Here is a 12,912-nt window from a genome sequence, read left to right on the forward strand (position 1 = left end):
ACGAGCGGTTGTTTCGAAAGGCGTAGACCAGCATCGCGTTGCCGTACGCGGTGACGGGCTTATAAAATTACACGCTCAGGTAGAGTTTTTGCGCGAGATGTTGGCGCGATCCGGCGCAGGACGCTCTAGGGCGGCATGGTATCTAAAACCCAGAGTTGTACAACCGGCGTTACTCGGATGCGCACCGGGCGGATGTCGATTCTTCCGGTCGATCACAGAAATTTTAAAGCACTCGGCCTCTAGACTGCCGTCCACCCAGGGTTGGGCCGTGCCGACGATCGGCGGTCCGTGCCCCTTCAGGCTATCGATGCGCCGGACGATCCAGATACGCCGCGAGCTGCCGGACGACCGAAACGGACTCCCCGGCGCGATCGTCGCCTGGGCGACGGGTCTGCCGGCGCGCCTTCGTTCGGCATCCGGCAAGGGCGGACGCCACCCGCGGTTGCTGGCCGACCGGCGCGGAGTCGCCGGCGTCGAGTTCGCGATGCTGGCGCTGCCGTTCTTCGCCCTCCTCGGCGTCGTCGCCGAATCCGGCGTGGTCGTGCTCGCGCAGCAGACCCTCGACGTCTCGGTCGACCGGGCGTCGCGCCTGCTTCGCACCGGCGAGTTCCAGGACCGCGCCGACGGGTCCGATCCGAGCCAGCGCCTGCGCCAGCTGATGTGCGGCAATTCCAGCCTGTTCTTCGCCTGCCGCGAGGTCCGCCTCGACGTGACGCGCGCCGCGAGCTTCAAGGGCTCGCAGGTGGCGGAGCCCTACGACACGCAGACCAAGACCGTGGCCCAGAGCTTCGGGACCCAGTTCCAGTGCCCGGCCGGGGACGACGTGATCGCGATCCGCGCGGCCGTCCCGATCCTGCGGCTGTTCTCGTTCCTCGACTTCACCGGCCGCCGCCTCTCCGACAACCGCCAGCTCCTGGTCTCGACCGTGATCTTCCGGGCGGAGGCCTACGACGCCAAGCCGTGCCAATGACGGTCTGCCGGGGCGGTCTGCGTCGGTTCCTGCGCGCGCGCGGCGGCGTCAGCGGCGTCGAGTTCGCCCTCGTCGCCCCGATCCTGCTCCTGATGTTCATGGCTTCGATCGAGCTGCCGCGGGCGTTCACCACCGCCCGCCGGGCCTCGCTCGCGGCGACGACCATGGCCGACCTGATCTCGCGGGACGACGTGACCGACGTCGCCGAGGTCTACGCCGCCGCCCAGGCGGTCACGAGCCCCTACGACCTCGCCCGCGCCGGGATCGTGCTCACCGCGGGGGGCGTCTACCTCGACGGGCTGACCCCCGTGGCGAAGGTCTGCTCCAGCGTCGCGCGCAACGACCCGCCCCGGTCGGCGGGCTCGACGATCGGACCAGCCCCGCCCGGCACCGCGAGCCCCGGGGACCGGCTGGTGATGGCGGAGATGCGCCTGCCCTACACCGCCGTGTTCAGCGTCTTCCCCGTCCTCAAGAACTGGACCTTCGTGGTGCGCAAGACCTGGCCGGTGCGGACCGGAAAGGCCTATCTCGGCCGCGAGGAGGTCGTGCTCCCCGGCGGGAAGCCCTGCGCGGTGTTCTGAACGGGGTTTTGCCGGCGCGGTCATCCCGCGTCGCCGAGCGTCGTGTCGCCGTGATGGTCGAGGCCGGTCCGAAGGAGATCGCCGCCGGGCGCGAACATCGCAGCCCGACGACGGTGCGGATGCGGCACGAACCGGCGACGAAGGCCGGTGTTCGAATGGGTCCGGAAGTCCACCGTGCTCCCTACCTGGCAAGAGGCAACCGGAACGGGTTCGGCGACTTGAATAGCCCGGGCGCGATGGCGCTCGCCAGGAGCGACGCCAGACATGCCCGGAACCGAGATCCGCCTTGCCCTCGATGCGATCCCGATGGGGGGCATGACGGAGGGGGCGGCCGGGGACGAGAAGGCGCTGTTCGTGCGCGACGCCTCCGGCGTGCGGGCGTTCCAGGCCAAGTGCCCCCACCTCGGTGCGCCGCTGGCCAAGGGCGAGATCTGCGGCGGGCGCCTCTACTGCCCCTGGCACAAGGCCGCCTTCGCGCTGGCCGACGGCACCCTCGAAGAGCCGCCCGCCCTCGATTCCCTGACGCGCTACCCCGTCCGCATCGAGGGTTGCGAGGCCGTCGCCACCCTCACGCCGGAGCCGGCGCCGCGCAAGAGCGTGGCCGCGACCGTGGAGAGCGTGCTCGTCGTCGGCTCGGGCGCCGCAGCCATCGCTTGCGCGAAGACCCTGCGCCGCGAAGGCTATGCAGGCCGCATCACCCTGGTCGGCCGGGAGGCGCACCCGCCCTACGACCGGACCAAGCTTTCCAAGCAGTTCCTGGCCAAGCCGACCCCGCCGGACAAGGTGCTGATCGAGCCCGACTTCGCGCAGAGCAATCAGGTCGAGCGCGTCACCGAAGAGGTCGTCAAGGTCGATCCCGCCCGGCGCGACGTGACGCTGAAGGACGGCCGGACGCTCACGGCCGACGCGATCCTCGTCGCCACCGGAAGCCGGGCGGTGATGCCGGACTTCCCCGGCCACGACCTCGACGGGGTCTTCACCCTGCGCAGCCTGGACGACGCGGTGCGCGTCAGCGAGGCGGCGGGCGCGGCCAAGACGGTCGTCGTGGTCGGCGCCGGCTTCATCGGCATGGAGGCCGCCGCGTTCCTTACCAAGCGCGGGTTGTCCGTCACGGTTCTAGCCCGCGAGGCGGTTCCCTTCGCCGAGCGCTTCGGCGAGGCGGTGGGCGCGGCGCTGAAGCGGTACCATGCCGGCAACGGCGTCACCTTCGAGACCGGCTCCGTCGCCAGGATCGCCGGCAGCGGCCGCGTCGAAGCGGTCGAGACGGAGGACGGACGGCGCCTTCCGGCCGACATCGTCCTCGTCGGCGCCGGCGCCAAGCCGGAAACCGACATGGTCGCCGGCATCGAGGCCGAAGAGGGCGGCGGGCTCAAGGTCGGCGGCGATCTCAAGCTCGCGGACGGCGTCTGGATCGCGGGCGACATCGCCGCCTTCCCGGAGATGGCGAGCGGCGAGACCGCGCGGATCGAGCATTGGCGCCTGGCGCAGCAGCACGGCACGCACGTGGCCCACGCCATCCTCGGCCGGGGCGGCGCGTTCGCGGGCGCGCCGTTCTTCTGGAGCAACCAGGGCGACAAGCGGCTCGATTATGGCGGCTACGCCAAAGCGTTCGACCGGGTCGTCCTGCAGGGCGACGCCGCCGCCCTCGACTTCATCGCCTATTACGTCACGGGCGACCGGGTGACCGCCGCCTGCAGCATCGGTCGCAACGGCGCCTTCACCGCGTTCCTGCACCTGCTCGGCCTCGGGCGTCTGCCCTCGGCGGCCGAGATCGAGGCTGGGGCGGATCTGCCCGCGCTCGCGAAAGAGGCTGCCTAGGATCTGCCTGGCGATCCATCGAGGACGGCGGCGGCAGTGGGCTTGAGCTGCCGCCGCGTCGGTTCCCCGGCGGGCGGCCGCTCGGGCCGGCGAGCCAAGCGGCCCGACGCAGAAGGCCAAAGCCTCGGGAGCGTCGTCGCAAAGCATCCGGCAAGGTGAGGCCCCGGCGGCCGAAGATGCGGGCGTGGTCCTGTTACACTTTTCGACAAATTCGGCGCAAAACCAAGGAAACCGCCCCGCAGGGATCGCTGTTCTTAGGCCATCGCAGCAGAGGAGATGCCAATGCGACTGAAACTTGCTGGCGCAGCCATCCTTGCCCACGGTACGATTGCAGCAACAGCTGGCGCCGCCGAGGCGCGCGACGGGTGCGGACCCGGAGGCCATCGCGGTTATTACGGGTATTGCCGTCCCAACGTCGTCTACCGGCCCATCGTCGTGCGCCCAGTCGTCTACGGCTACCGCCGCGTCGGCTGGTACGGCCCGCGGTGGCACCGCTGGGGTGGCTACCGCCACGTCGGCTGGCACCACCGCTGGTAGGGTGGCGCCGGCATGAAACGGGGCGTCCGGCTCGCGCCGGGTGCCCCATTCGAGCATCAGCCTGCATGCGTCGCCCGGCGACCAGCACCCGGAATGTTGCCGGGCGATGGACGCGACCCGCGCAACGCCCCTCGCTCACCCCGGCCCCGATCCCGAACGGCCGGCCGCCCTTGGCGGGTCGTCAAGGATAGCGCACCGGCGGCGGGGAATCGGGCAGAGGGATGAACTCGGAATCGCCAGGCACGGTGTCGAAGCGCGCGCGGCGCCAGTCTTCCTTGGCCTGCTCGATCCGCTCGGGCCGCGAGGACACGAAGTTCCACCAGAGATGGCGCGGCCCATCCATCGGCTCGCCGCCGAGCACCATGAAGCGGGCGGCTTCCGTCGCGCGGACGCTGATCCGGTCGCCGGGTCGGAAGACCAGGAGCTGGCCCGGACCGAAGGTGTCGCCGGCGATCTCGATCACGCCCGACACCGTGTAGATCGCCCGCTCGTCGTAGGTCGGGTCCAGCGGCAGCGTCGCCCCGGCCTCCAGCGCCGCGTCCGCGTAGACCATCGGGCTCGAGGTCCGCACCGGCGACGCGGCCCCGAACGCCTCGCCGGCGATGACGCGGACCGTCTTGCCCTCGCCGGTCAGCGTCGGCAGGGCTGCGGCGTCGTAATGCTCGAAGGCGGGGGCGCATTCCTCGTCCTTGGCGCTCAGGGCGACCCAGGCCTGGATGCCGAACAGGTTCGAGCCGGATTGCCGCAGGTCGGCCCCCGTCCGCTCGGAATGGGTGATCCCGCGGCCGGCCGTCATCCAGTTGAGCTCGCCAGGGCGGATCGGCAGTTCGGTGCCGAGGCTGTCCCGGTGCATGATCTCGCCGTCGAAGAGATAGGTGACGGTCGACAGGCCGATATGCGGGTGCGGTCGCACGTCCATGCCCTTGCCGAGCAGGAATTCGGACGGGCCCATCTGGTCGAAGAACACGAAGGGGCCGACCATCCGGCACTCCGCCGACGGCAAGGCCCGCCGCACCGCGAACGAACCGAGGTCGCGCGAGCGCGGGACGATCAGCGTCTTGATCGCGTCGCAGGTGAAACGATCCCCGGGGATCGGGTCTTCCGCACCGTGCCAGCTCATGATGGATCCCTCCTTCGCGCGATCGTTCGAAGACCGGCGCCTTCGACCCTGGCGTTATGCGGCTTGCCAGCCAGGTCGGAAAGCGAAACGATGGAAACCCATCGTTTCCGGAACTAGATGCATGCGCTTGCCCGATTTCGAGGCCTGGGCGATCTTCGCCAAGGTCGTGGAGGCCGGCTCCTTCGGCCGCGCCGCCTCCGAACTCGGGTTGTCGAACGCGACGGTGTCGAAGGCGGTGAGCCGGCTGGAGGCCCGCATCGGCGCCCGCCTGTTCCATCGCACCTCGCGCAAGCTCGCGCTGACGGAGGCGGGACGGGCGGCCAAGGACGGCGCCGCGCGCATCCTCGCCGAGGGAGAGGCCGCCGAGGCGGAGGCCCTGGCCGGCGCCTCCGAGCCTCGGGGCCTGGTTCGCCTCGCGGTGCCGATGTCGTTCGGCCTGCTCCACGTCACGCCGCGGCTCCCGGACTTCCTCGCCCGGTACCCGGCCGTCTCGATCGACCTGCACCTGAGCGACGAGGTGGTCGACCTGATCGGCGGCGGGTTCGACATCGGATTGCGCATCGCCGCGCTGCCGGATTCCTCGCTGCGCGCCCGCAAGCTCTGCGCCGTCCGCCGCTCGCTCGTGGCGACGCCGGGCTACCTGGAGCGGCACGGCCACCCCGAACACCCGGACGACCTCGTCCGGCATGCCTGCCTCGGCTACGCCTACCTGCCGGCCTCCGACCGCTGGCGGTTCACGGACCCGACGGGGACCGAAGCGTCGATCGTGCCGAAGGGGCCGATGCGGGCCAACAACGCGGAGGCCCTGGCGCCGGCCCTGCGCGCCGGCCTCGGCCTGGCGGTGCAGCCGGACTTCATGATCTGGGACGACCTCAAGGCCGGCACCCTGGAGCGCGTGCTGCCCGATTGGGCCCTGCCGCCGATCGCCCTGCACCTCGTCATGCCGCCGGGCGAGTTGCGGCCCGCTCGCGTGACGGTGCTGATCGCCTACCTCGCCCAGGTGCTCTCCACGGCTCCGTGGGCGAGCGCCGACCATCCTTGAGACGCCCGACACCGGACACGCAGGATCGCGGGTGGAGCGGGCTCGGGCATCTTGCCGGCCGGGCACCTTGTCCGGCGGGGCGGCGTGACCGATGCTGCGCCGCACCAGGGCGCGCGGGAGTTGACGACATGGAGACGATCGGCCGGGACCTGAGCGAGATGCAGCGCATCCCCCTCGCGGCGTCGCACATCGCCGCGCTCCAGGCTGCCGGCGTCGAGCGGCGTTACCCGGCCGGCACCTTCCTCGTGCGCGCCGGCGAACGGGCCGACCGCTTCGTCTACGTCGAGGCGGGCGAGATCGAGGTGGTGAACCCCTTCACCGGTGCGCGGCACCTGCCCTCGACCCTCGGGCCGACGCAGTTCATGGGCGAGATCGCGTTCCTGAACGGCGGGAACTGGTCGATGCCGATGCGGGCGGTCCAGGACACCACCGTGATCGAGGTGCCGCGGCGGGAGATGCTGCGGCTGATGTCCGAGATCCCCGAGATGTCGGACATCGTCATCACGGTGCTCTCGGCGCGGCGGCGGCGGCAGCTCGACACCCATGACGGCACCCTGGTGCTGATCGGCGAGGACGACGACCGGGCGGTTCGGCGGATCGCCGAGTTCGCGAGCCGCAACCGCCTCCCCTACCGATCCTACGCCCTCGGTAGCCCGGAGGCCGAGGCCGTCGCGGAAAGCTGCGCGACGCGCGCGGACCGGCCGGCGGTGATCTTCGGGCGCGACGTGGTCGTGACGGAGCCGACGCCGGACAAGGTCGCCGACCTGCTCGGCCTCAACTACGACCTGATCGACGACGAGGCCTTCGACGTGATCGTCGTCGGCGGCGGCCCGGCCGGCGTGGCGGCGGGTGTCTACGCGGGCGCGGAAGGGCTTCGCGCCCTGGTGGTCGAGGATGTCGCGGTCGGCGGCCAGGCCGGCACGTCGAGCCGCATCGAGAACTACATGGGCTTCCCGACCGGGATCTCCGGTGCCGACCTGGTCTGGCGCGGCGAGGTCCAGGCGATGAAGTTCGGGACGCGGTTCGCCATGCCGCGACGGGTGGCCAAGCTCGAGCGGCTCGAAGACGGCGATTTCTGCGCGACCTTCGAGAACGGGCAGCGCGTCCGCGGGCGCGCCGTCGTCGTCGCGACCGGCGTCCAATACCGGCGCCTGCCGATCGACCGGCTCGAAGCGTTCGAGGGCGCGGGCGTCTACTACGCGGCGACCGACATCGAGGCGCGCTACTGCCGCAACGCCGAGACCGTCGTCATCGGCGGCGGCAACTCCGCGGGACAGGCGGCGATGTTCCTCAGCCGCTCGGCCCGGCACGTCCGCCTCGTGGTGCGCGCGCAATCGCTGGCGGCCTCGATGTCCCAATACCTGTCCAGCCGCCTGGAGGCGGACCCGGCGATCACGATCGAGTACGGCACCGAAGTCAGCGCCCTGCACGGCGACGACCGGCTCGACGCGGTGAGCGTCCGAAACGTGGCGGACGGGACGGTGCGCCTGGTCGTGACCTGCGCCGTGTTCGTCATGGTGGGGGCGGCGCCCAACACGCGCTGGCTCTCGGGCCTCATCGCCCTCGACGACCACGGCTTCGTGCTGACCGGAGAGGCGGTCGGCGCGAACTCGCCGTATGCCACGTCACACGCGGGCATCTTCGCGGTGGGCGACGTCCGCGCCGGCTCGGTCAAGCGCGTCGCCTCGTCCGTGGGCGAAGGATCGGTCGTCATCTCGAAGGTCTGGGACTACGTCCGGCGTTGAGTCGCCCGCGCGCTCAAAGTCGTCGGTGAAGAGCCGCCTGCAACGCGACCGGACGCCGAGGTCCTTCACCCGCCAATTCGATATGGTTTTTGTGCCCGGGACCGACATGTCGGCTCATCGAGCGCAGCGAGAAGGCCGTCCGGACGACGACTGGAAGCCGTTTGGGCCGATCCAGAGCGCGCGGGCGGGTGCGAAAGCACCGACCTCGCGATCGATGTCCGGGGGGCAGGCCACCTGGCGTTCGTCTCGTTTCCCGAACCGTTTCATCGATTGCGTATGAAGAGGTTGGGACGCAAGCATGCGGCAGGGCGCAAATGCCGATACCGATCAGGCCGGATGGGTCAGGGCGCCGACGTTGCGATAGAGCATGTATCCCGCCACCACGAAGATGACCCCGGCGAAGATCCGGTTGAGCAGCCCCTTGTACGCGGCCAGCCGGCCGGCCAGCCGCATTCCCAAGAAACCACCGGCGAGGCCCCCGGCGATGAACTCGGCGGCCACGATCCAGTCCACGAGTCCGGACAGCGCATAGTTCGCCGCCGTGGCCAGCCCGAAGGCGCCAACCGCCAAAAGCGAGGTGCCGACCGCGTTGATCAGCGGCATCCCCGTCGCGAAGACGAGGCCGGGCACGATGAGGAAGCCTCCGCCGATCCCGAAGAAGCCCGAAAGGATTCCGACCGTGAACGCCACGGCGAGCACCTTCGCCGTCGGCATCGGCCCGCATCCCTCGGCCGGCGCGCTATCCAGGGCTGGACCGCCGTTTCGCCCGGAGCGAAGCATATGGATGCCGACAACGACCATCAGGATGGCGAACAGGAACAGGAGTCGCTGACCGTCCACGGCCTTGCCGAGGGTCGACCCGACCAGGGCCCCGAGGACGCCCACGAGAGCGAAGACAATGGCGCACCGCCAGCGCACGTTGCCCGCGCGTGCATGACCACCGAACGTCAGCGTGGCATTGGCTGCGACCGCCAGCGCCCCCGTGCCGAGGGCGAGGTGGGGCTGGGACATGCCGACGACGTAGAGGAGAAGGGGAGTGGCGAGGATCGAGCCGCCGCCCCCGATCAGGCCGAGGGTGAAGCCGACGCCGGCACCTGACAGGAGGGCAGGCAGCGCGGTCATGGCGTGGTCGCTCCGTGAGCCACGCCGGAGCCCCGGATCGCGGTCAGGCGGTGAAGAAGCATTCCGCCGAGCATCGCGGCCACGAAGATCGCCACGTCGGGCAGCCCGAGGACGAGGGCCGCAAGCGCGGGTCCGGGGCATAGGCCGGCGAGACCCCAGCCGATGCCGAACAGGGCGGCGCCACCGAGGAACTTCGGATCGAGGCGGCGGCCGGCGGGAACCTCGAACCGGTCCGCCAGAAAGGGACGGGTCATTCCGCGTCTCAGCCCATAGCCAAGCGCCGAGACGGCTACCGCGCCTGTGAGCACGAACGCCAGGGTCGGGTCGAAGGCGTCGGCGACGTCGAGGAAACCGAGCACGCGGGCGGGGTCCATCATGCCGGACAGGGCGAGGCCAAATCCGAACAGCAGCCCGGCGACGAGCGCCGCCACGATGCGGGAAGCGTTCATCGGGACAGGCCCCCGTGCCGCACCAGGAACACGGTCGCCATCGCGAACGCCATGAATGTCGCCACGGCTGCGAGGGAGCGGGGCGATAGGCGAGCGAGGCCGCAGACCCCGTGGCCACTGGTGCAGCCGGAGCCGAGCCGGGTGCCGTAGCCGACGAGAAGGCCGCCGAGGATCAACATCGGCCACGGTGCGTCGATGCGGACCGCCGGCCATTGCCCGGCGACGCCACGGTAAAGCATTGGGCCGAGCAGCAATCCGACGAGGAACGCGATCCGCCAGGCGGCGTCGCCGTCCCAGCGACCGAGGAGACGGCCGGCGATGCCGCTGATGCCCGCGATCCGTCCGTTTGCGAGGAGGAGCAGGGCCGCCGAGGCGCCGATGAGGGCGCCCCCGGCAAGCGGTGTGAGGACGAAGCTCAGGCCTCGTCCCCCACGCGCCCGAACACCGCCGCCTGGCCCAGCGTGCGGGCGCGGACCTCGACAGTGCGCGGCGGGACGCGGCGGATCGGGCGCGAGGAGACGAGGATGTCTTCCATGGCCGACAGCAGCGCGAGCATGCGCGGGTCCGTCAGTCGATAGTACACCACCTTGTGATCCCGCCGGGTGGAGACAACCTCCGCCTCGCGTAGGGCGCCGAGTTGCTGCGAGAGCGTCGGTTGGCGGATGCCGAGCTCATGCTCGATCTGGGATACCGCGTGCTCCCCCTTAGCCAAGAAGAACAGAATGCGGAGGCGGTTCGGGTTCGCCACCACCTTGAGAAAGTCGGCGACCATTGTCGCCGTCTCCTCGGAGAGGTCCGGCGCCTTGGTCGGCTCGCTGCTCACCAGGCGGCTCCTTCGAGGGTATCAAGGGGGACCTTGAGGTAGCGTCGGCCATTCTCTTCGGGCTCCGGAAGGCGGCCGCCCCGGATGTTGACCTGAAGCGCGTGCAGGATGAGCTTGGGCATCGGCAAGGCGGCGTCGCGGGCGTTCCGTAGGTCGACGAACTCGGCTTCGCTCCTCGCCGCGACCATGTGGATGTTGTGGGCGCGCTGCTCTGCGACGGTGCTCTCCCAGGCCGCCATGCGGCCATTCGGCTCGTAGTCGTGGCCGGTGAAGACCCGGGTGTCGGCCGGCAGGGCGAGGATCGCCTGGATCGAGCGCCACAGCATGGCGGCATCTCCGCCGGGGAAATCGCAACGCGCCGTGCCGGAATCCGGCATGAACAGCGTATCGTGAACGAAGGCGGCGTCGCCGATCACGTAGCTCACCGACGCCATCGTGTGGCCCGGCGAGAACATCACCCGCGCATCGACCTCACCGACGCGGAACGTCTCCCCGCTGGCGAACAACCGGTCCCACTGCGATCCGTCAACGGGAAAGGCGGAGGGTAGGTTGTAGAGCCCCTTCCACAGCCGCTGGACGTCGACGACGCGCTCGCCGATGGCGGTCGGCGCTCCGGTCCGCGCCTTCAGGTAGGGGGCCGCGGAAAAGTGGTCCGCATGGTGATGGGTGTCGAGGATCCACTCGACCGTCAGGCCGTTGGCGCGCACATGTTCGAGGATCGCATCCGCCGAACGCGTCGCGGTCGCACCGGACTTCTCGTCGTAATCCAGGACCGGATCGACGATGGCGCAGCGGCGCGTCGTCGGGCAGGCCACGACGTATTGGATGCTGCCGGTTCGCCTTTCGTGGAAGCCCTCGACGATGGGGTGTTGGCTGGCGCCGGTCATGGTCAAAGTCTCCCCAGGCGGTAGTACCAATCGGCGCCCTGGCCCGTGTCCTGGGCGGGGGCGGCGATCTCGTCGAACGTGAGGGGCGGCGTCGCCAGCACCGGCTCGCCCGGATGCCATCCCTCCGGCGTCGAGACCTCGGACGCGTCGGTGGCCTGCAGGGCGGAGACGAGGCGCACGATCTCCTCGACGCTGCGTCCCACGGTCATCGGGTAGGCGAGGGTCGCGCGGACGGTCCCTTCCGGATCGATCACGAAGGTGGTGCGCACGGTGGCGCTGGACGTCGCGCGAGCCGGCAGCATGCCGTAGGCGCGGGCGATGCCCATGGCCGGGTCCTCGATGATCGGGAACGGCACCCGAACGCCGAAGCGCTGCTCGATGCTGTGCTTCCAGGCGAGGTGCGACGAGAGACTATCGACTGAGAGGGCTAGGAGGTCGCAGTCGAGGCCCTGGAAGCGCTCATAGGCTTTGGCGAACGCGACGAACTCGCTGGTGCAGACCGGTGTGAAATCGGCCGGATGGGAGAACAGCACGAGCCATCGGCCGCGATACGCGTCGAGGCTTCGCTCACCCATCGTCGTGCGGGCCCGGAACGCCGGCGACTTATCGCCGATGAGTGGCGGGCATCCCGGTCGCTCGGCCACCACCGGCATATCATTATCGCTAGTCATGAAGTGACATCCGTCTCAGGCGTCCTGCGCCTCCTCAGAATTGCACTGTGTTCTCCCTTGCGTCGAAAGTCAATATGTATTTTTTGGATGTAAGGATATCAATATATATATCAGTATAGCGAAATCTCGACGAGGGGCCTGATCATGGACGTGAAGCGGATCGATCAGGGCCTGTCGGTGACAGGTCAGCTACGACCGACCGACGTTTCGGAGGCCGCACGGCTCGGGTTCAGGTCGATCATCTGCAACCGTCCCGACGGCGAGGGCGCCGACCAACCAGGCTTCGCCGAGATTGAGCGGGCGGCGACGGAGGCGGGTCTCGATACGCGCTACCTTCCGGTGGTCTCGGGAGCCGTGACCGATGCGGACGCCGAGGCTTTCGGCGTTACGCTACGGGCGCTGCCCGGACCCGTTCTCGCCTATTGCGGTACCGGCACGCGATCCACCACGCTCTGGTCCCTGAATGAGGGGCGTCGCGGGCGCCCCCTGTCCGCCATCCTCTCGACGGCAAAGGCCGCGGGATACGACATGAACGGCGGCGTCCAGCGCATTGCCTCCGGGGGGTGCGTCCCGACCGACGGCGCAGAAGCGAGCCACACCGTCGTGATCGTCGGTGGCGGAGCCGGCGGCATCGCCGTCGCAGCGAGTCTGAGGTCGCGCAAGCCCGACCTCGACATCGCCATCATCGAGCCGGCCGACGTGCACTACTACCAGCCGGGCTGGACCATGGTCGGCGGCGGCGTCTTCGAGCCGGCGACGACGGCGCGCACGATGGCCTCGCTCATCCCCGACGGGGTCCGCTGGATCAAGGCGGCGGTGGCGGCCTTCGAGCCGGAGAGGAAGGCCGTCATCCTGGAGGGCTGTCGGGTCGTCACCTACGACCGCCTGATCGTCGCGTCCGGCCTGACCCTGAACTGGAGAGGCATCGAGGGACTGAGCGAGACCCTCGGGCGCAACGGGGTCACCTCGAACTACCGGTACGACCTCGCACCCTATACCTGGGAGCTGGTCCAGGGCCTGTGGCCTGCCTCCTGAAAAGTGGTCCTCCCTGAGGTATGGCTTCAAGCCATGTGGAGGATATTTTCATGGGACGGAAGAAGCATACGGCTGAAGAGATCGTCGCCAAGCTGCGTCAGGTCGATGTCTT

General features: G+C 69.7%; 13 protein-coding genes and 1 pseudogene. 7 read left to right on the forward strand and 7 right to left on the reverse strand.

Features of this window, described 5'->3' with window-relative positions; genetic code table 11:
• The first annotated feature begins 307 nt into the window (after nt 1–307).
• The 4 genes from FV234_RS03620 (at nt 308) to FV234_RS03635 (ending at nt 3,906) form a co-directional block, all read left to right on the forward strand.
• Nucleotides 308–970, forward strand: coding sequence for a TadE/TadG family type IV pilus assembly protein (locus FV234_RS03620; protein WP_238272218.1), 663 nt, complete (start codon nt 308–310; stop codon nt 968–970).
• Complete coding sequence (locus FV234_RS03625) at nt 967–1,551, forward strand: TadE/TadG family type IV pilus assembly protein (RefSeq protein ID WP_147828131.1); 585 nt, start codon at nt 967–969, stop codon at nt 1,549–1,551. Before FV234_RS03620 ends, FV234_RS03625 begins: the two co-directional genes overlap by 4 nt.
• 264 nt (nt 1,552–1,815) lie before the next feature.
• The gene (locus FV234_RS03630) at nt 1,816–3,369 is read left to right on the forward strand and encodes an FAD-dependent oxidoreductase (protein ID WP_147828115.1); all 1,554 of its coding nucleotides are present in this window, start codon (nt 1,816–1,818) and stop codon (nt 3,367–3,369) included.
• Between the two features lie 282 nt (nt 3,370–3,651).
• A complete protein-coding gene (locus FV234_RS03635; RefSeq protein ID WP_187273569.1) occupies nt 3,652–3,906 on the forward strand; it encodes a hypothetical protein in 255 nt (84 codons plus the stop codon).
• Between the two features lie 181 nt (nt 3,907–4,087).
• Here the strand turns inward: FV234_RS03635 and FV234_RS03640 are convergent, their stop codons facing one another.
• The gene (locus FV234_RS03640; RefSeq protein ID WP_147814975.1) at nt 4,088–5,026 is read right to left on the reverse strand and encodes a pirin family protein; all 939 of its coding nucleotides are present in this window, start codon (nt 5,024–5,026) and stop codon (nt 4,088–4,090) included.
• Nucleotides 5,027–5,147: 121 nt separating this feature from the next.
• On the opposite strand from FV234_RS03640, the gene FV234_RS03645 reads away from it, so the two are divergent.
• Nucleotides 5,148–6,068, forward strand: a complete 921-nt coding sequence (locus FV234_RS03645; protein ID WP_147828116.1) for a LysR family transcriptional regulator — start codon at nt 5,148–5,150, stop codon at nt 6,066–6,068.
• Nucleotides 6,069–6,196: 128 nt separating this feature from the next.
• The gene (locus FV234_RS03650; protein WP_147753798.1) at nt 6,197–7,813 is read left to right on the forward strand and encodes a cyclic nucleotide-binding domain-containing thioredoxin-disulfide reductase; all 1,617 of its coding nucleotides are present in this window, start codon (nt 6,197–6,199) and stop codon (nt 7,811–7,813) included.
• A 327-nt stretch (nt 7,814–8,140) separates the two neighbouring features.
• Here the strand turns inward: FV234_RS03650 and FV234_RS03655 are convergent, their stop codons facing one another.
• Genes FV234_RS03655 through FV234_RS03680 form a run of 6 tightly spaced genes read right to left on the reverse strand, consistent with a single transcriptional unit; the run spans nt 8,141 to nt 11,747 of the window.
• The gene (locus FV234_RS03655) at nt 8,141–8,935 is read right to left on the reverse strand and encodes a sulfite exporter TauE/SafE family protein (RefSeq protein WP_147828117.1); all 795 of its coding nucleotides are present in this window, start codon (nt 8,933–8,935) and stop codon (nt 8,141–8,143) included.
• Nucleotides 8,932–9,384: a DUF6691 family protein gene (locus tag FV234_RS03660; protein WP_147828118.1), complete on the reverse strand. Its 453-nt coding sequence runs from the start codon at nt 9,382–9,384 to the stop codon at nt 8,932–8,934. Before FV234_RS03660 ends, FV234_RS03655 begins: the two co-directional genes overlap by 4 nt.
• Nucleotides 9,381–9,803: a YeeE/YedE family protein gene (locus FV234_RS03665; protein ID WP_147828119.1), complete on the reverse strand. Its 423-nt coding sequence runs from the start codon at nt 9,801–9,803 to the stop codon at nt 9,381–9,383. The genes FV234_RS03660 and FV234_RS03665 overlap by 4 nt, the downstream gene beginning before the upstream one ends.
• Complete coding sequence (locus tag FV234_RS03670; protein ID WP_238270110.1) at nt 9,800–10,207, reverse strand: metalloregulator ArsR/SmtB family transcription factor; 408 nt, start codon at nt 10,205–10,207, stop codon at nt 9,800–9,802. Before FV234_RS03670 ends, FV234_RS03665 begins: the two co-directional genes overlap by 4 nt.
• Nucleotides 10,204–11,094 carry an MBL fold metallo-hydrolase gene (locus FV234_RS03675; protein ID WP_147828120.1) on the reverse strand — a complete coding sequence of 297 codons (891 nt, stop codon included), beginning with the start codon at nt 11,092–11,094 and terminating at the stop codon, nt 10,204–10,206. The genes FV234_RS03670 and FV234_RS03675 overlap by 4 nt, the downstream gene beginning before the upstream one ends.
• Nucleotides 11,095–11,096: 2 nt before the next feature.
• Nucleotides 11,097–11,747, reverse strand: a complete 651-nt coding sequence (locus FV234_RS03680) for a peroxiredoxin (protein WP_187273572.1) — start codon at nt 11,745–11,747, stop codon at nt 11,097–11,099.
• A 162-nt stretch (nt 11,748–11,909) separates the two neighbouring features.
• Here FV234_RS03680 and FV234_RS03685 point away from each other — a divergent pair.
• Nucleotides 11,910–12,785 (forward strand): annotated as a pseudogene (locus FV234_RS03685) (TIGR01244 family sulfur transferase); the annotation flags it as partial.
• Between the last annotated feature and the right edge of the window lie 127 nt (nt 12,786–12,912).

Origin of the sequence: Methylobacterium sp. WL8, from assembly GCF_008040045.1 — a bacterium.
In the GTDB taxonomy this organism is placed as follows: Bacteria; Pseudomonadota; Alphaproteobacteria; order Rhizobiales; family Beijerinckiaceae; genus Methylobacterium; species Methylobacterium cerastii.

Bases quoted from the DNA above. Each gene is read 5' to 3' on its own strand.
- FV234_RS03650 (WP_147753798.1), top strand. From the start codon at position 6,197: ATGGAGACGATCGGCCGGGACCTGAGCGAGATGCAGCGCATCCCCCTC.
- FV234_RS03675 (WP_147828120.1), bottom strand. From the start codon at position 11,094: ATGACCGGCGCCAGCCAACACCCCATCGTCGAGGGCTTCCACGAAAGG.
- FV234_RS03635 (WP_187273569.1), top strand. From the start codon at position 3,652: ATGCGACTGAAACTTGCTGGCGCAGCCATCCTTGCCCACGGTACGATT.
- FV234_RS03660 (WP_147828118.1), bottom strand. From the start codon at position 9,384: ATGAACGCTTCCCGCATCGTGGCGGCGCTCGTCGCCGGGCTGCTGTTC.
- FV234_RS03645 (WP_147828116.1), top strand. From the start codon at position 5,148: ATGCGCTTGCCCGATTTCGAGGCCTGGGCGATCTTCGCCAAGGTCGTG.
- FV234_RS03680 (WP_187273572.1), bottom strand. From the start codon at position 11,747: ATGCCGGTGGTGGCCGAGCGACCGGGATGCCCGCCACTCATCGGCGAT.
- FV234_RS03625 (WP_147828131.1), top strand. From the start codon at position 967: ATGACGGTCTGCCGGGGCGGTCTGCGTCGGTTCCTGCGCGCGCGCGGC.
- FV234_RS03655 (WP_147828117.1), bottom strand. From the start codon at position 8,935: ATGACCGCGCTGCCTGCCCTCCTGTCAGGTGCCGGCGTCGGCTTCACC.
- FV234_RS03640 (WP_147814975.1), bottom strand. From the start codon at position 5,026: ATGAGCTGGCACGGTGCGGAAGACCCGATCCCCGGGGATCGTTTCACC.
- FV234_RS03630 (WP_147828115.1), top strand. From the start codon at position 1,816: ATGCCCGGAACCGAGATCCGCCTTGCCCTCGATGCGATCCCGATGGGG.
- FV234_RS03620 (WP_238272218.1), top strand. From the start codon at position 308: ATGCGCCGGACGATCCAGATACGCCGCGAGCTGCCGGACGACCGAAAC.